Here is a 16881-nt window from a genome sequence, read left to right on the forward strand (position 1 = left end):
TCTTAGCTCTTCTATAAGGAGCTATAAACCGATCACCGGACAGACTGCTTCGTCTGCTTCCTTATTCCCTGTTTTCCCCAACCTGTGAGCTCATATAGCGGATGCTCACTGAAAGGAAACATCGTGCTCATTGCACAGCGCCCCACTCTGAGTGAAGAGGTCGTAGCGGAAAATCGCTCACGCTTCACCATCGAACCCCTTGAACCGGGTTTCGGATACACCCTTGGTAACTCCCTTCGCCGGACGTTGCTTTCATCAATCCCCGGTGCAGCTGTAACCAGCATCCGCATCGATGGTGTTTTGCATGAATTCAGCACCGTTCCAGGTGTTACCGAAGATGTCACCGAGATTATCCTCAACATCAAAAAGCTTTCAATCTCTTCTGAGAATGACGAGCCTGTCGTCGCTTACTTGCGTAAGCAAGGTGAAGGCGAACTCACAGCAGGTGATATTGAGGTTCCAGCCGGCGTGGAAATTCATAACCCACAGTTGCACATCGCAACCTTGAACTCCAGCGCAAACTTTGATGCTGAGCTCATTATTGAACGTGGCCGTGGCTACGTTTCTGCGGCTCAGAACAAAACCGGTGATGGCGAGATTGGTCGTATTCCAGTCGACTCCATCTACTCACCTGTGCTGAAGGTTACTTTCCGCGTTAACGCAACTCGTGTTGAGCAGCGTACTGACTTCGACTCCTTGATTTTGGACGTCGAAACCAAGGAAGCTATCGTTCCTCGTGATGCTGTGGCATCGGCAGGTAGCACTTTGGTAGAGCTCTTCGGCCTAGCCCGCGAACTTAATACTGCTGCAGAAGGTATTGAGGTTGGTCCGTCTCCCGCAGACGAATCAATGGCAGCTGATTTGGCTCTTCCCATTGAAGATTTGGAAATGTCTGTTCGTTCATATAACTGCCTCAAGCGTGAGGGCATCCACACTGTGGGTGAACTTGTTGCTCGCAGTGAAGCTGACCTTATGGACATTCGTAACTTCGGTGCAAAGTCTATTGACGAAGTTAAGGCAAAGCTCACCGAGCTTGGTCTTGCGTTGAAAGACTCACCTCCCGGTTTCGAGCTTGCTTCACGTTTGCACGACGACGACGCTTACGGCGATTTCTAATCCCGGTTCGGATACCCTCACTACGGTGAGACGAACCTCAGGTCACAAACTTGGTTCCACACTCTTCGCAAAGGAGCGATGGAACAGTAATTCCATGGAGAAATAATTATGCCTACTCCCACTAAGGGTCCTCGCCTCGGCGGAAGCCCTACACACGAGCGCCTTATGCTCAACAACCTGTCTCAACAGCTTTTTGAGCACAAGCGCATTACCACCACTGTTACTAAAGCAAAGCGTATGCGTCCTGTTGCAGAACGTTTGATTACTTTCGCTAAGAAAGGCGACTTGGCTGCACGCCGTCGCGTTCTACGTTCCCTCAGCGACAAATCCGTAGTTCACGAGCTCTTCACCGTGATTGCTCCTGCAATGGCAGAGCGTCCTGGTGGATACACTCGTATCACCAAAATCGGTAACCGTAAGGGCGATAACGCTCCTATGGCTGTTATCGAATTGGTGATGGAGCCTGTAGCAACTGCTTCTGCTGTTGCTGAAGCAACCACCGTTGCAAAGAACTCTGCTGTAGCTGAAGAAGCTCCTGCACAGGTTGAAACCGAAGCTGCTGCTCCTGCAGCAACCGATAACGGTGCTCTTCCTGCTGGTGCACACGCTCCTTTGGAAAACGGCGAAGCTCCTGAAGGCTTCGAAATCAAAGGCAACGCTGATTCTATGAAGTATCACGTTCCTGGATCTCGCTGGTACACCAGCACCAAGGCTGAAATCTGGTTCGATTCCCCTGAGTCCGCTAAAGCTGCAGGATACGCACCTGCAGGTGGCGAAGCCGCTCAGAAGGTTTCTGAATAATTCACCTCATATGGCTTTTAGCTAAACTCTGCCGTCCGTAGTTAGACTATGGACGGCAGAGTTTTTATATATTCGGGAGAACCATGACTTATGTGGATACTGTAGAACATCACAATCAACGGGTGCGTATCGATTTAGCATACGACGGCACTCCTTTTGCGGGGTGGGCCAAACAGCCTGGGCTTGTAACCGTTGAAGGCTGCCTCGAACAAGCCCTTGAGATGGTTCTTCGTGCTCCTGTTCGTTTAGTAGTCGGTGGTAGAACGGATGCCGGTGTTCATGCGACTCATCAGGTCGTGCACTGCGATATTGAACGCAGCCGTTGGGATGCCCTTCCCGGGCGGAGCGATAGCTTGCCAGCTGATGCCCTCAAACGTCGGTTGAGGGGAGTGCTTGGAAGAGTACTCACTCATGCTGAACGAGAACTGGGGCTGCCATCCAGATTTAATGGTTTCTTAAATGGGAGTATCCGTATTCTTGCAGTTTCTGCAACCTGCCACACGTTTGACGCTCGTTTCTCTGCTACTGGCCGTTCTTATCGTTATTTAATTGATGATGGCAGTAATTATTCTGGAGAATCTGCCCTTTACAGACGCCTAGCGTGGCAGGTAGACCAGCCACTAGATCTTGAGCTGATGAATGATGCCTGTGAGGTGTTATTAGGGCTTCACGATTTTTTGTCGTTCTGCAAGCCTCGTGAAGGGGCGACAACTATTCGCCAATTACGTGAGTTGAGTTTTTATCGTACAGAGCAGGGGCTTATCCGTGCTGATATTCGTGCTGATGCTTTTTGTCATCACATGGTGCGTTCGTTGATTGCTGCAGCAGTTTCGGTGGGATCTGGCACTCATAATAGTGAATGGTTGGGGGATAGGATTAAAAACCCGTTACGAGATTCTCAAATACGTCTTGCGCCGCCATGGGGCCTGGCGTTATCTGAGATTACATACCCCGAAGAATCAGCTTTTGAAATGCAAGCTCGGCAAGCTCGGTCTCGTAGAGAGCTCTGATGTGATGGGGAACTCGAAATTAAAAGAGAATCCTGTGGATTAACTAGTAATCCTCATGTATAGTCTTATATATTGTGCGTGTTCTGTCCTGGTTGAAATACCTTCAGAAATAGCTCAGTTGCAGAGCAAATATTTATGAAGTGTACAGGATATAAGAACAACAGATGCGTTTGGTCCTCACCCAAACCCTGTTTGACGCATATTAGTAATTAGGCGCGATACCCAACTAAGCGCCAACTGTTCAAACGAGACAAAGGCGAAATTTTGCGCACTTACACTCCGAAACCCGGTGAAGTAGAACGCCAGTGGCACGTCATTGACGCTACTGACGTAATCCTGGGTCGTCTTGCCAGCCAGACCGCAACACTGCTGCGCGGAAAGCACAAGCCGACTTTTGCTCCTCACGTTGATACTGGCGATTCCGTCATTATCGTTAACGCAAGCAAAGTTGCACTAACCGGTGCAAAACTAGAACAAAAGCGTGCTTACCGTCACTCCGGTTACCCGGGTGGACTGAAGTCAGTTTCTTACGCAGAACTTTTGGAATCAAACCCAGTTCGTGCCGTAGAGAAAGCTGTTAAAGGCATGCTTCCTAAAAACAAGCTTGCAGCACAGCAGCTGAAAAATCTTAAGGTTTATGCAGGTGCAGAGCACCCGCATGCTGCACAGCAGCCTAAGACCTTCGAAATCACTCAGGTCGCCCAGTAATTCGGGCCAACGAAAGAACATTAGGAGAAATCGTGGCTCAGAATGAAGAGCAGATCGTAGTAGAAGAAGAGCTAACCAGCTACACTTCTGAATCTTCCGCTCCCGTAGCAGAAGACGCAAAAGCACCCCGCCCCGCACTTACTGTTGCAGGTGCAGCAGTTGGTCGTCGTAAGGCAGCAGTTGCTCGTGTTCGCGTTGTACCTGGCACCGGCCAGTGGACCATCAACGGTCGCGCACTCGAGAACTACTTCCCTAACAAATTGCACCAGCAAGAGGTTAACGAACCTTTCAAAATTCTTGAACTTGAAGGTGCATATGACGTCATCGCACGTATTCACGGCGGTGGACCTTCCGGTCAGGCAGGTGCTTTGCGCCTAGGTATCTCACGCGCATTGAACGAAATCGACGTTGAGAACAACCGTCCTACCTTGAAGAAGGCTGGCTTCCTTACCCGTGACGCACGCGTTATCGAACGTAAGAAGGCAGGTCTCAAGAAGGCACGTAAGGCTTCACAGTTCTCCAAGCGTTAATCACGCAACGAGAGCATTTGGCTCTACACTGTTCAAAGGCAGAGTCTCCCAAAGAGGAGGCTCTGCCTTTGGCGTATCTCAGGAATATATTTTTCGAAAAGGGCTCTGGTGTAGCAGCACTCTCATTCTATGAACAAAAAATCTCTACCCTCAACCTGAGAAGAGTAGGATAAGAAGAGTGTGCTGGTCCGTTCGATACACCTGATTATTAGGGTCTATCTGCCAGTAACACTGTGTCTCAGTTCTAAAGCTCTTTAGAATATGAATGGAACCAACCAAAAGAAACTCAACGGAGAGGGCAGCTATGGTAGCTACCAATGGAAATAACGAGAACACCGAAGCTAAGGTTGAAAAAAACTCTGCTTCTGGAGCCGATACTCACCAGAAAGAAGCTATTAAAGCTGCTTTGAAAAAAGAGGTACGTCGAGTCTCCGTCGTTGAAGATTATTCAGCTGAGTTAGATGAAATTGCTTCATTGACGAAGAAACTTTCAGGTGAAACCAGCGACTCTGACGCTTGGAAAAAGGGTTATCCCTACGATAAAAAACTTTCACGTAAAGAATACGAACGTGAGAAGAGAGCTCTGCAAATTGAGCTTTTGAAATTACAATTGTGGGTTAAAGAAACCGGACAGAAAATCCTTATCATCTTTGAAGGCCGAGATGCCGCTGGTAAAGGTGGTTCTATTAAACGTTTTACTGAGCACCTAAACCCTCGTGGGTCACGTGTGGTTGCGCTTGAGAAACCCACCGAAATAGAACAAACCCAATGGTATTTCCAACGCTATATTGCGCACCTTCCTGCCGGCGGAGAAATCGTCATGATGGACCGCTCTTGGTACAACCGTGCAGGAGTCGAACGAGTCATGGGCTATTGCAGCTCACAGCAATACTACGAATTCATGCGTGAAGTACCAGATTTGGAGCGTATGCTTGTGAACTCTGGTATTAAACTCATCAAGTTCTGGTTCTCCGTGACACGAGCAGAACAGCTAGCTCGTTTCAACTCTCGTAGAACAGACCCCGTACGTCAGTGGAAACTTTCTCCTACAGACCTAGCCTCTTTGGATAAGTGGGATGCTTATACTGAGGCAAAAGAAGCAATGTTCTTCTATACAGACACCGGTGATGCTCCATGGACCGTTATTAAATCTAACGATAAAAAGCGTGCCCGACTTGAGGCAATGCGTCATGTTTTGAGCCAATTCGATTACCCCAATAAAGATAAAGATGTTGTTGGCAATGTTGATTCGCTCATTATCGGTCCAGCTTCTGCAGTCTTTGATGATGAAGACCCTGAAAATCCAGAAGGATTTCCAATTCTCAAAGACGAGGATAATTAGACTAAAAGGCGTAGAATAGCCAGTGATGTCGAAAAGATTATTTGGAACCGACGGTGTACGCGGTCTAGCGAATGAGCTCATTACGCCAAGTATGGCTTTAGAGCTCGCGCAGGCTGCCTCCATCGTATTAGGGTTCAATACGGTAGAAAAAGGTACCCGACCCAAGGCGCTTATCGCCCATGATTCCCGTATTAGCGGTGAGTTCATCGGATCTGCGATGATGGCTGGTTTTGCTGCTTCTGGTGTTGATGTGTGGGATGCTGGTTTAGTTCCCACGCCAGCAGCAGCATATTTGGTTGGGGCTACAGGTTCAGACTTCGGTGTGATGATTTCAGCTTCACATAACCCTGCTGAGGACAACGGAATTAAGTTCCTTGCTCGAGGCGGTAAGAAGCTCGATGACGCCATCGAAGATGAGATTGAAGCGTTGTATCGCTCCAAAGAGTTCAGATATCCCACCGGTGGGGAAGTGGGGCGTATACGTCCTCTCACCGATGGAGAAGACCGGTACGTGACGCACTTGCTTTCGACCATTCCTGGCCATCGACGCCTTAACGGTCTGAAAGTCGTCCTTGACTGCGCAAATGGTGCAGCCTCGGGTGTCTCTCCGGATGCATTCCGCATGCTAGGGGCCGATATCGAAGTTGTTGCTGCTGCTCCTGATGGAATCAACATCAACGATGGAGTGGGCTCCACCCACCCAGAAAAGCTTCAAGAAATGGTCGTTGCCCATGGCGCTGACCTTGGCATTGCCCATGACGGAGACGCCGATCGTTGCATTGCTGTAGACGAACAGGGCAACCTTGTTGACGGCGATAAAATCATGTCGATTATTGCGGTAGCGATGAATGAAGCTGGAAGGCTCAAAGATAACACCCTCGTTGCAACAGTGATGAGTTCTTTGGGACTTGAACTATATCTTCGAGAACAAGGTATCAAATTGGAGCGTACTTCTGTAGGCGACCGATATGTTCTTGAATCGATGAACGCTCAAGGTTATAACTTGGGTGGTGAGCAATCTGGCCACGTCATTATGAGCGATTATGCGACGACTGGTGACGGCGTACTCACTGGACTGCAACTTGCTGCAGAAATTGTTCGTACGGGTCTTCCGCTCTCAGAACTGGCTAGTCGTATGAAGGCAACTCCTCAGTGCCTGATTAATGTTCGGGGAGTCGATCGTGATGGTGTTGCAACCTGTGAGAAGCTTCAACAAGCTATTGCAGAGGTTGAAGAAGAACTCGGTGAAACTGGCCGTGTCTTACTTCGCGCATCAGGAACTGAGCCTTTGGTTCGTGTCATGGTAGAAGCCTCGGACCAGGAGACTGCTGATCGCTATGCAGCCTATCTAGCTGATATCGTCAAACGAGAACTAGGTTTGTAAGTGGTACGGGGATTCTTATCTAACACATCATAGATAAGAATCCCCTATATAGCAGGAGCAGTGTTGATGTTTCTGCTGTGAAAAAGGAAAAAGGGAAAAAGTTACTCCCCATATCTTGTACAAGATATGGGGAGTAACTTTTTAAGTATTTTATTGTGTTAGTTCAATAAAGATTACTTGGAAAGAGCGTCGCGAATCTCTTTGAGAAGAACGATCTGAGGATCAACTTCTTCTTCATCTTCTTCGCCAGCTGCAATTTTAGCTGCACGACGTTCGTTCATCTTGTTGATGGGGGTAACGATCGCGAAGTAAACAGCTGCTGCGATGAGAAGGAAGTTCACAACTGCGGTGAGGAATACACCAATCTTGATTTCTCCGAATACGAGGAAATCGTCGAAGCTGGGGGAGCCAACAAGCATTGCGATTGCAGGCATGATAACAGCTTCAACCAATGCGGTGATAACTGCGGTGAAGGCGGTGCCGATGATAAGACCTACTGCGAGGTCGACGACGTTGCCACGGGTAATAAAATCTTTAAATCCATTAAGCATGTATATAAGAGTATCTTTGTCCTGAACTAATTTGAATGTTTAGAAAAGATATTTTCTCTCGAAAATAGTGTATTTAGTCACATGGTGTGACATGGGATATTGACCTATCCTACTTTTTGAAAAAAATATCAGATTTTTTCATTTAGAGGTATGCTGGTGCCGGACCAAAACCCCAAAATGTTTCCAAACATTCAGCGTGAGATTGATAGTATCGTTCGGCTTCACTCACCCCGATATATCGAAAATGCCATGACTCATAAAAATAACCAGTAAGCTCATGCTTCCAATATGGAAAACGCAGAATAAAACCAAAACGGTGAGCATAACGAGCAAACCATTGCGCTTCAGGGGTTTGAGAGAAACATACTGCAAGATTACAATTGCCTGCGGCTGAACCAATATCAAGAGCTAAACCCGTTTGATGTTCTGAATACCCCGGACGAGCAGAAGCAGTGTCAGCTTGTTCCTTGCCATATGTGTTCACCCAATGTTCGTAGGTGTTAATCTGATCATCATACGAACGATAACCACTCAACGTCGTAGGAGATAAACCTTCACGCGTAGCTGCCGCAAACAAAGCATGAGCGTTCTGAGCTGCCTCTTCACGAAGTAATACCGACCCAAAAGGTACCAAATCATGTGGATGGTAGTGAATCGGGTCAAGAGGGTGCTGCTTATTAACGAGAACAGATAAAGAATCGGCACGAAAATGATGCGCTGAAGGCTCCGCCTGCGGTGACTCGGTTGAATCCGACGTGATGGGAGACTCCTGTGCTAACTTTCCCCCTCGAGCCTCAGGCAATGATGCTTCTGTGCGACTTTGAGGTTGCTCAGCACGAGAGTTACAAGAACACAAAGAAAGAGTCGCCGCAGCAGATAAAAACCAACGACGACCAAAAGAACGAGACTTAGCCATCACTACTAATTCTTCCTCAAAAGCACACGAGAAATACTATGGTCTGACCCCTTAGAAAGAATTAGTTGTGCACGTGCCCTTGTGGGGCGAACATTCTCTAAAAGATTGGGCTCATTAATAGTGCGCCAAATTGAAGTTGCTATCTCTACAGCTTCCTCATCTGAAAGATTCGCATAACGATTAAAGTACGAATCCGGATTCTGAAAAGCATGATCGCGTAAAGACAAGAAACGATCAATATACCAACGCTCGATATCACTCGTTCGGGCATCGACGTAGATAGAGAAATCAAAAAAATCGCTCAAAGACAAGGCTGCTTGGCTCTGCCCCCGCAATTTAGGCGGTGCTAATACGTTAAGTCCTTCAACAATTAAGACATCAGGCGATGTTACTTCAATTTTTTCGTCAGGAATGATGTCGTAGAACAAATGCGAATACTTTGGTGCACTCACCCGTGGCACACCAGACTTTACATCAGCAATAAAACGCAATAGCGCACGACGATCATAAGACTCGGGAAAACCCTTACGAGCCATGATCCCACGGCGTTCAAGCTCCGCATTGGGATATAAGAAACCGTCTGTTGTAATGAGCTGAACATCTGGGGTAGAAGGCCAACGGCTGAGCAACGCTTGAAGCAGGCGTGCCGTTGTTGATTTACCTGCTGCTACAGAACCCGCAACTCCAATAATAAAAGGAACACGACGCTGCGATAACCCTAAAAAATCATTAGTCATACGATTAATAGAGGCAGTAGAGTTTGCATATAAATTCAATAAGCGAGACAACGGAAGATACACATTACGCACTTCTTCTACGTCGAGAGTCTCTCCCAACCCGCGCAATTGTTCAATTTCAGACTCGCTAAGAGGAACCTCAATCTCCGAAGATAAACGTGACCACGTGGCACGATCTAGTTCCAGAAAAGGTGAGTGTCGCGATAATAAAGGGGCTGAGCTCATTGAACACATTTTAGTTCTCTTCACCTAGAAAAACCTCAATATGAGCAGTTTGCTCAGAACGTGTCAGAAGATAAAACAACGACGAGTATCCCACACCGCGCGTGGCACACACCTAAAATTTTCACGGTTCTCAGGTAGTATTAGCTGTATGTGTGGAATTGTAGGATATGTTGGTCTGGGTTCTAACCCAGACGGTAAAAAATTTGATCACAACTCATATGATGTTGTCCTTGAAGGGCTCCGTCGCCAAGAATACCGCGGATACGACTCCGCCGGTGTTGCTGTTGTTGGCGATGCAGGCATCGAGTTCCGTAAAAAAGCAGGAAAACTAGTTAACCTCGTTCAAGAGGTAGAAGAGAACCCCATCGCGGATTCTCACATTGGCATTGGACACACCCGCTGGGCAACCCACGGTGGACCCAACGACGCCAACGCCCACCCCCACGTCGTTGATAATAACCGCCTAGCGATCGTACACAACGGCATTATCGAAAACTTTGCAGAACTCCGCAGTGAGCTCAGCGCCAAAGGTGTTCAGTTCCTTTCTGAAACAGACACCGAAATCGCAGCAAACCTCATCGCTGATATCTATAACAACCTCGAAGAAAAAGACCTCACCGAAGCTATCCGTCAAGCGTCTAATAGACTTGAAGGTGCTTTCACCATCTTGGCTATTCACGCAGACTTCCCTGACCGCGTGGTAGCAACACGTCGTAACTCACCACTTGTTATCGGTCTTGGCGAAAACGAAAACTTCCTTGGCTCTGACGTCTCCGGCTTCATCGACTACACCAAGAGTGCTGTCGAAATGGGACAAGACCAAATCGTGACCATTACCGGAACCGATTACTCCATCATCGACTTCGAAGGAAACCCCGCAGAAGGTAAACCTTTCGATATCGAATGGGATGCTGCCGCAGCAGAAAAAGGCGGATATGAGTCCTTCATGGAAAAAGAAATCCATGAACAGCCAGCTGCCGTACGTGACACTCTCATGGGACGTTTCGATGAGAACGGAAACCTCACCCTTGACGAGCTAAAAATTGATGACAGTATTCTCCGCTCCATCGATAAAATTATTGTTGTCGCATGCGGTACCGCAGCATACGCTGGACAGGTTGCACGTTACGCAATTGAACACTGGTGCCGTATCCCCACCGAAGTTGAGCTTGCACACGAGTTCCGCTATCGTGACCCCATCGTTAACGAGAAAACCCTCGTGGTTTCACTCTCACAATCAGGTGAAACCATGGACACTCTGATGGCAGTACGACACGCACAAGAACAAGGCGCAAAAGTTGTCTCTATTTGCAACACCACCGGTTCAACCTTGCCACGTGAATCAGACGCAGCACTATACACTCACGCCGGACCAGAAATTGCTGTAGCTTCAACGAAAGCCTTCTTGTCACAAATTGCAGCAGCATATCTACTCGGTCTTTACCTTGCTCAGCTTCGTGGCAACATGTACAAGGACGAAATTCAGCAGGTCTTGAGCGAGCTACAAGCGATGCCGGAGAAGATTCAAGAGCTTCTCACCAAAGAACAACAAATCAAAGATCTTGGTATCTCCATGAAAGATGCTAAGTCCGTGTTGTTCCTTGGCCGCCACGTCGGATTCCCCGTAGCACTCGAAGGCGCATTGAAACTCAAAGAGATTGCATACATCCATGCAGAAGGTTTCGCCGCAGGCGAGCTGAAGCACGGACCTATTGCTCTTGTTGAAGAAGGACAACCCATCTTCGTTGTTGTTCCTTCACCTCGTGGACGAGACTCCTTGCACTCTAAAGTTGTCTCTAACATCCAAGAAGTACGAGCACGCGGCGCAGTAACCTTGGTGATTGCAGAGGAAGGCGATGACGCAGTTCTCCCATACTCTGACCACGTCATCACCTACCCACAGTGCCCAGCTCTTCTTCAACCTCTGCTAGCAACCGTACCATTGCAAATTTTTGCATGTGCACTCGCTGGAGCTAAAGGCTTGGACGTTGACCAGCCACGTAACTTGGCAAAATCTGTGACAGTGGAATAAAAACCACAAACTATCAACGGGACAAGACCTTGTGCTGTTGAGATGACTTCTTCAGGGGGTGGTGAACCATGAATTATGGTTCACTACCCCCTGAATCGTTATGGTTCATATTGGGGGGGGGGAGTAGTAGATGATTATTGGGACAGGTATTGACGTGGTAAATATCGACCGGTTTGAAAAAATAATCCATAAAACACCAGCATTACGCCAGCGACTCTTCAGCGAAGAAGAACAGCAAAAACCGATACGCTCACTGGCAGCACGTTTTGCTGTTAAAGAAGCTGTTGCAAAAGCTCTAGGGGCACCATCAGGGCTGTCATGGAAAGACTGTTCCATCACCAATAGTGTGAATGGGAAACCTCAACTTCTTCTGTCCGGAACAGTCAAATCATATGCTGAAAAATTACGTATCAACCACTGGCATATAACGCTAAGCCACGATGAACCAATAGCCACTGCTATGGTGATAGCAGAACACCTTAACAGTGAAGAACTAGAACTTCTTAAAAACATCGAGAACACCAAAAAGAATGGATAATTTCTAACACTGCCAACGTACCCCTAAGGATACAACGTAGACATGGATCCGCTAAAAGCTATCGACCAATGCTATACCACTTACACTATTGAAGATCTTAAAAATGACATCCTACTGCCCACGCCTACTGACCATAAATACACTCGTGGTGTATTAGGCGTCGTTGCAGGTAGCCCAGAATACCCTGGTGCCGGACTACTCGCCACAAAAGCCGCGGTCCATAGTGGTGTGGGAATGGTGCGGTTTCTTGGTACTGACGCCCTTAACCTTCTGATACACCTGCATGTTCCAGAAGCGGTATGCACTACTAACCGCGAAAAGATGCCTACACCTGATGCATGGTGCGCAGGCTCTGGCGCAACGGGTGAAGAACGTCAAGAACTTCTAGAACGGATTCTTGATGAACCGGTTCCAGCAGTATTAGATGCCCAAGCACTACCGTATTTTGCTCAATCTATTGCATTAAACGGCCCAGCTAAAAGTCATCGTATCGTGACTCCTCATGCCGGAGAACTACACCAGATGCTCACATGGATTGCTTCCTTGAACCCCACTTTATGGAATGAACATCATGCCCATGATGTACCAGAACAACACGATATTCTCAAAAACCCTAGCTATTGGGCTCAACATACAGCTCGACTAACAGGGGCAACAGTACTTCTCAAAGGGCACACGAGCTATATCGCTAGCCCCGAAAACGAGGAAGGGTACAAACTCCAAGCACCTCATAGTTGGCTAGCAACAGCAGGAAGTGGAGATACCCTGAGTGGGATTATGGGATCTTTCCTTGCCACACACCATGCCCAAGCCAGAACACAGAACCATTCATTATCTACCATAGATTTTTTGAGAGTAGCCGCAAGCGCTGTAGCTATCCATCATCAGGCAACGCAGAACGTTCATCGTAACGAATGCGGGGGCCCAACACCACCGAGTGTCGTGACAGAATATATCGCACAAGCTATCTCAGAAATATTCTCAGAATAGTGTTTTACTGTTCATAAAAAATTGGTGGGTGCCCAAAGTTGGGCACCCACCAATTTTTTAAAAAGATGGACTGTGCTAGTATGCGCCTTGCTTAGCGAAGACTGCGCGTACGGTACGGAAGAGAATAACAAAGTCACCAGTAATTGACCAGTTCTCAACATAGTATAGGTCTAAGCGAATAGATTCTTCCCATGAGAGGTCAGAACGTCCAGAAACCTGCCATAGACCAGTAATACCGGGTTTGACCAGTAGACGGCGGTAGGCTTCCTCCTCATACTGATTGACCTCAGTTTCCAACGGTGGGCGAGGCCCCACGAGGGACATATCACCAACAAATACATTCCATAACTGAGGAAGTTCGTCGATGGAATATTTACGGATAAACTTTCCAACCTTGGTAATACGAGGGTCATTTGCCATTTTGAACAGAACGCCATTGCCCTCATTCCGATCTTGCAAATCTTTTTTAAGCTCTTCAGCATTGGTCACCATCGAACGGAACTTCACCATTTTGAACGTTTCACCACGGTACCCTACTCGCTCTTGGAAGAAGAAGATTGGTCCACCATCTAGCTTGATAATAATACCAACAGCAATAAGTAAAGGAGCTAGCACAATAAGCCCTAACGTAGAACAGACGATATCAATAGTCCGTTTGATTAAGGCAGAGAATCCTTCCATACGAGGGGTCGATACGTGAATGAGAGGAACACCGTTAAGCGGCTGGGTATGGATACGTGGTCCAGCGATATCAGTCATGGCTGGGGCGAGAATGAGCTTGATATGAGAGGCTGCGAGATCCCAACCCAAAGTCCGCAACTGTTTTGGTGTCAGTCGATGCCCTGAAGATACTGCAACGGCTTGGATATTATTCTCGACGCATACTCTCAGAATTTCTTGGGAATCCGTGCTATAACCAAGAATGGGAGCTTCAACCTCGGAGATGACTTTTCCTTCGGAATACCCCGGCAAATAGAAAGCCACCGGATTCAACCCAGAAAGCTTCGCTTCCCTCAAAATATCGTAGAGGTGTTTACCCGACTCGGTATCTGAAATCACCAAAACACGGGTGAGAGCACGTCCGCGTTGACGCCAATGTACGAGGTAACGTCGTAGACTCCATCGAGCAGCTAAGAGTAATATGAGACCTAGAGGATAGGCTATAAAAATATAGGTGCGGGCAAAATCTACCTTCGTCATGTACGAGAAAATAGCTAGTCCACAGAAAAAATAGCTAGTGGCTTTGAAAACTAGACGATACTCATCGCTTCCTTGTCCGAGATACCGGATATTGCGAGAATTAGAGATATCAAGAGTGATAAACCATAAAATGGCAAGGACAAAACCCGTAGCAGCGTAATTCCACGATGCGTCAAAACGACCGAGTACTTCAGCGTTATTGAAACCAAAACTCACAAGATGTGAAAAAATGATGGTGAACGTAATCACCAGAGCATCGCAGAGATACAACGCTGCAACAACTTTAGGTTGCCAGGTTTTAAGACCGCGGTTCTCTGACCAACGTTGTTTAATGATGGTATTGCTAGCCACCTGAAGATTCCCCCGAATATTTCCCTAAGATAAAGAGCTAGGAGACACCCCTAAAAATTTGTATCTCCTAGTAGAACATCAGTACGTGAATGATACGCTATCTAATGTTATTGCGCTTCCCCCATGATAATCCTATGAACTCAGCAAATAGGCATATCACCTCAAGAAAACGGATAAATGTGGACAAAATTTCCTTAAAGAATGAACTTTGCTGAGGTAAATAGACATAAGTGTCAAGGATTGACGCTTAGATGAGTTCCGCTTCTGTGAGAATAAACTCTATAACAGGGGCATATAAATGTGGAGTAACATTGTCATCCATCGGAACAACCTCCAAAATATGACCCTGCTCAGCAGATACAAAAAGCCCTGGATCATTACAATCCGCAATGCCAATAGTATCCACACCAACAGAAGCCGCAAACCCCGCCAAACCATGATCTGCAATCACCAAATCAGGAACAATACCACGCTCAGATAACTGAGATAACGCAATATCCATGGGACCAGGAAAATGAGTATGTTGAAGACCGCCATACTGTTCAAAAACAATGACATCAAAAATTTGGCGAAGATCCCCATCTAAAAATCGTTCACCCTCACGAATACTCAGTACCTGCGCCCCATGAGAACGCGCAATATGTGCCATCTGCGCATAGATAGGAAATAATCCAGCGGGATGCCCTGTCGCAAAAAGAAGTGACTTCTTCTCACGGACCGCAGCACCAAAGATACGAGCATAACGACGTAAAGCATCAACACACAAACGGGCACTAATAGTATCCTGACCCATACGAAACTCTGGGTCAGAAACAATACCAACCCGACGCGTCATCACCTCAAAAACATCCTCATACGTCCATGGTCGAGTCCACTTCACACCAAACTCTAAATGCTCGTTGCCATCAATGAAACCTTGAATATGGCTTAGATTATTCTCACGAGCAGTCGCAACCTCACCCGTAATTTTAGACGCATCTAAATACGCCATAAACTCATCATCAGACATCGTAAAACGTTTAACGCCAACTCCCTGAGGATACATATTGCGCTCCTTCGACAAAACAGAAACTTTTCTACGCCAAACTCATAAGAGTTCTATATAACCTAAGCATATCTTCCGCACTATACTCCCATGTTTTCTCACGGGCACGGTGAGCACCATTTTGACCTAATAAACGCCTACTCTGTGGCGAACGAACCATCTGTTCTACAGCAATAGCCCACGCCTCAGGAGTACGCGGAGAAACCAACACCCCACTGACACCGTCAGCAACAGCACTTTTTAGCCCATCAACATCACTCGCTAAAACCGCAGCACCACAAGCCTGAGCCTCTAACGCAACTAAACCAAAAGTCTCAGAAGACGACGGAACAGCCACAATATCTGCCCTACGGAAAAACTCTGCCAACTCTTCTGGTGGATACGAAGGATAAAAATCAATACACTCATCCACTCCTAACTCCTCAGCACGAGAGACAAGCTGCTGGTGATACTCAGGGCTGCCCTGCCCAATAAAAGCGCACCTTACAGAAATGTCCTGAGGCAGAAGAGCAAGAGCCTCCACCAAAATGTGCAACCCCTTTAACGGTTGAGGCCGTCCAGCAAATACCAGAAAACATTCAGAAGAAGAACCCTCATTCATCCGACGAGAAGGCACTACATCGTGAAAAACCTGAGAATCAACCCCCGGCGGAATAACAACCATTTTCTCCTCCTGAGCACCATACCAACGCACCATTTGCTGAGCCTCATCAACAGTATTAACCACCAAAGAGGTCACCTGCTGACAAATCTTCTGCTCACCCTCATAACGAATCTGCGGCTCTTTCCCCTCACCGTGAGCAGAACGAGCATCCTTAGCAGCGGCAGTTGTGTGCATGGTGTGTACCCACGGCACAGAATAATCCTTCCACGCCCCCTCTAACAAAGAAAGAACACTCATGCCAGAAAGCCAATAATGAGAATGAACGATATCAGGATTCTCTAACGCCGCATCAGCTACTGCCTTTGCAAAATCATCAACCAACGCTGGCAACTGATCCTTTGACGCACCTGCCGCAGCATCAACTTGAAGACTATGCACGACCGTCCGCGGTAACACCTCCGATACCTGTGCGGACGGTGAAGAAGAACCAGAAGTATCTAACGTAAATACCTCTACTGATAGGTTCGGATACAGCTTCAACAACGCCTGAAGAGAACGAAGAATATACACATTCATTCCACCAGCATCCGCAGTACCTGGCTGATCTAAAGGCGACGTATGCATCGACAGAATATGAAGATGCATCTTAGGCGAATCAGAAGAACTGAACTGAGAAAAAAACTTTGTAGTATCGTGCTGCACCTCTTTACTGTATTGCACAACGAACAAGGACGCACCTATTTATCCTCGATAACGTCACGAACACGATGCACTACACAGAAAAGAGCAGAACATGAGATA

At 47.2% G+C, this 16881-nt stretch carries 16 protein-coding genes; 10 read left to right on the forward strand and 6 right to left on the reverse strand.

The window, feature by feature from the left end:
- Positions 1-123: 123 nt before the first annotated feature.
- From ACN08W_RS05070 to glmM, 7 genes are all read left to right on the forward strand, one after another.
- The gene (locus tag ACN08W_RS05070; protein ID WP_419100845.1) at positions 124-1116 is read left to right on the forward strand and encodes a DNA-directed RNA polymerase subunit alpha; all 993 of its coding nucleotides are present in this window, start codon (positions 124-126) and stop codon (positions 1114-1116) included.
- A gap of 108 nt (positions 1117-1224) precedes the next feature.
- Entirely contained in the window at positions 1225-1917 is a 693-nt protein-coding gene (gene rplQ, locus ACN08W_RS05075) for a 50S ribosomal protein L17 (protein WP_419102917.1), read from the forward strand.
- 92 nt (positions 1918-2009) lie between these two features.
- On the forward strand, positions 2010-2927 hold the full coding sequence (truA, locus tag ACN08W_RS05080; RefSeq protein WP_419107056.1) for a tRNA pseudouridine(38-40) synthase TruA: 918 nt from the start codon (positions 2010-2012) through the stop codon (positions 2925-2927).
- 264 nt (positions 2928-3191) lie between these two features.
- A complete protein-coding gene (gene rplM / locus ACN08W_RS05085; RefSeq protein WP_419102915.1) occupies positions 3192-3635 on the forward strand; it encodes a 50S ribosomal protein L13 in 444 nt (147 codons plus the stop codon).
- A gap of 32 nt (positions 3636-3667) precedes the next feature.
- Positions 3668-4165, forward strand: coding sequence for a 30S ribosomal protein S9 (rpsI, locus tag ACN08W_RS05090; RefSeq protein ID WP_419102914.1), 498 nt, complete (start codon positions 3668-3670; stop codon positions 4163-4165).
- Between the two features lie 304 nt (positions 4166-4469).
- The gene (ppk2, locus tag ACN08W_RS05095) at positions 4470-5507 is read left to right on the forward strand and encodes a polyphosphate kinase 2 (RefSeq protein WP_419108945.1); all 1038 of its coding nucleotides are present in this window, start codon (positions 4470-4472) and stop codon (positions 5505-5507) included.
- A gap of 25 nt (positions 5508-5532) precedes the next feature.
- A complete protein-coding gene (gene glmM, locus ACN08W_RS05100) occupies positions 5533-6891 on the forward strand; it encodes a phosphoglucosamine mutase (protein WP_419102912.1) in 1359 nt (452 codons plus the stop codon).
- A 173-nt stretch (positions 6892-7064) separates the two neighbouring features.
- Here the strand turns inward: glmM and mscL are convergent, their stop codons facing one another.
- The 3 genes from mscL to coaA all read right to left on the reverse strand — a co-directional run bounded on the left by mscL (position 7065) and on the right by coaA (position 9320).
- Complete coding sequence (gene mscL, locus ACN08W_RS05105) at positions 7065-7442, reverse strand: large conductance mechanosensitive channel protein MscL (protein WP_419102911.1); 378 nt, start codon at positions 7440-7442, stop codon at positions 7065-7067.
- Positions 7443-7584: 142 nt separating this feature from the next.
- On the reverse strand, positions 7585-8358 hold the full coding sequence (locus ACN08W_RS05110) for a M15 family metallopeptidase (RefSeq protein WP_419108946.1): 774 nt from the start codon (positions 8356-8358) through the stop codon (positions 7585-7587).
- 5 nt (positions 8359-8363) lie between these two features.
- Positions 8364-9320 carry a type I pantothenate kinase gene (gene coaA, locus ACN08W_RS05115; RefSeq protein ID WP_419102909.1) on the reverse strand — a complete coding sequence of 319 codons (957 nt, stop codon included), beginning with the start codon at positions 9318-9320 and terminating at the stop codon, positions 8364-8366.
- A 148-nt stretch (positions 9321-9468) separates the two neighbouring features.
- On the opposite strand from coaA, the gene glmS reads away from it, so the two are divergent.
- The 3 genes from glmS (at position 9469) to ACN08W_RS05130 (ending at position 12880) form a co-directional block, all read left to right on the forward strand.
- On the forward strand, positions 9469-11352 hold the full coding sequence (gene glmS / locus ACN08W_RS05120; RefSeq protein WP_419102908.1) for a glutamine--fructose-6-phosphate transaminase (isomerizing): 1884 nt from the start codon (positions 9469-9471) through the stop codon (positions 11350-11352).
- A 130-nt stretch (positions 11353-11482) separates the two neighbouring features.
- Positions 11483-11890 carry a holo-ACP synthase gene (locus ACN08W_RS05125; protein WP_419107054.1) on the forward strand — a complete coding sequence of 136 codons (408 nt, stop codon included), beginning with the start codon at positions 11483-11485 and terminating at the stop codon, positions 11888-11890.
- A gap of 42 nt (positions 11891-11932) precedes the next feature.
- On the forward strand, positions 11933-12880 hold the full coding sequence (locus tag ACN08W_RS05130) for an ADP-dependent NAD(P)H-hydrate dehydratase (RefSeq protein ID WP_419108947.1): 948 nt from the start codon (positions 11933-11935) through the stop codon (positions 12878-12880).
- A gap of 75 nt (positions 12881-12955) precedes the next feature.
- On the opposite strand, the gene ACN08W_RS05135 is transcribed toward ACN08W_RS05130, so the two are convergent.
- The 3 genes from ACN08W_RS05135 to ACN08W_RS05145 all read right to left on the reverse strand — a co-directional run bounded on the left by ACN08W_RS05135 (position 12956) and on the right by ACN08W_RS05145 (position 16704).
- Positions 12956-14431 (reverse strand): sugar transferase, encoded by a 1476-nt coding sequence (locus ACN08W_RS05135; protein ID WP_419102905.1) that lies wholly within the window; start codon positions 14429-14431, stop codon positions 12956-12958.
- A 247-nt stretch (positions 14432-14678) separates the two neighbouring features.
- Positions 14679-15476: a phosphatase gene (locus tag ACN08W_RS05140; RefSeq protein ID WP_419102904.1), complete on the reverse strand. Its 798-nt coding sequence runs from the start codon at positions 15474-15476 to the stop codon at positions 14679-14681.
- Positions 15477-15507: 31 nt separating this feature from the next.
- Positions 15508-16704, reverse strand: a complete 1197-nt coding sequence (locus ACN08W_RS05145) for a glycosyltransferase (RefSeq protein WP_419108948.1) — start codon at positions 16702-16704, stop codon at positions 15508-15510.
- Between the last annotated feature and the right edge of the window lie 177 nt (positions 16705-16881).

It is taken from the genome of Rothia sp. CCM 9419, assembly GCF_048512815.1.
Taxonomy (GTDB): domain Bacteria; phylum Actinomycetota; class Actinomycetes; order Actinomycetales; family Micrococcaceae; genus Rothia.

Excerpts from the sequence above, each read along its gene's own strand:
- ACN08W_RS05125 (WP_419107054.1), top strand. The coding sequence starts at position 11,483 with ATGATTATTGGGACAGGTATTGACGTGGTAAATATCGACCGGTTTGAA.
- ACN08W_RS05130 (WP_419108947.1), top strand. The coding sequence starts at position 11,933 with ATGGATCCGCTAAAAGCTATCGACCAATGCTATACCACTTACACTATT.
- glmM (WP_419102912.1), top strand. The coding sequence starts at position 5,533 with ATGTCGAAAAGATTATTTGGAACCGACGGTGTACGCGGTCTAGCGAAT.
- ACN08W_RS05140 (WP_419102904.1), bottom strand. The coding sequence starts at position 15,476 with ATGTATCCTCAGGGAGTTGGCGTTAAACGTTTTACGATGTCTGATGAT.
- ppk2 (WP_419108945.1), top strand. The coding sequence starts at position 4,470 with ATGGTAGCTACCAATGGAAATAACGAGAACACCGAAGCTAAGGTTGAA.
- ACN08W_RS05110 (WP_419108946.1), bottom strand. The coding sequence starts at position 8,358 with ATGGCTAAGTCTCGTTCTTTTGGTCGTCGTTGGTTTTTATCTGCTGCG.
- ACN08W_RS05145 (WP_419108948.1), bottom strand. The coding sequence starts at position 16,704 with ATGCATACGTCGCCTTTAGATCAGCCAGGTACTGCGGATGCTGGTGGA.
- coaA (WP_419102909.1), bottom strand. The coding sequence starts at position 9,320 with ATGAGCTCAGCCCCTTTATTATCGCGACACTCACCTTTTCTGGAACTA.
- glmS (WP_419102908.1), top strand. The coding sequence starts at position 9,469 with ATGTGTGGAATTGTAGGATATGTTGGTCTGGGTTCTAACCCAGACGGT.
- mscL (WP_419102911.1), bottom strand. The coding sequence starts at position 7,442 with ATGCTTAATGGATTTAAAGATTTTATTACCCGTGGCAACGTCGTCGAC.
- rplQ (WP_419102917.1), top strand. The coding sequence starts at position 1,225 with ATGCCTACTCCCACTAAGGGTCCTCGCCTCGGCGGAAGCCCTACACAC.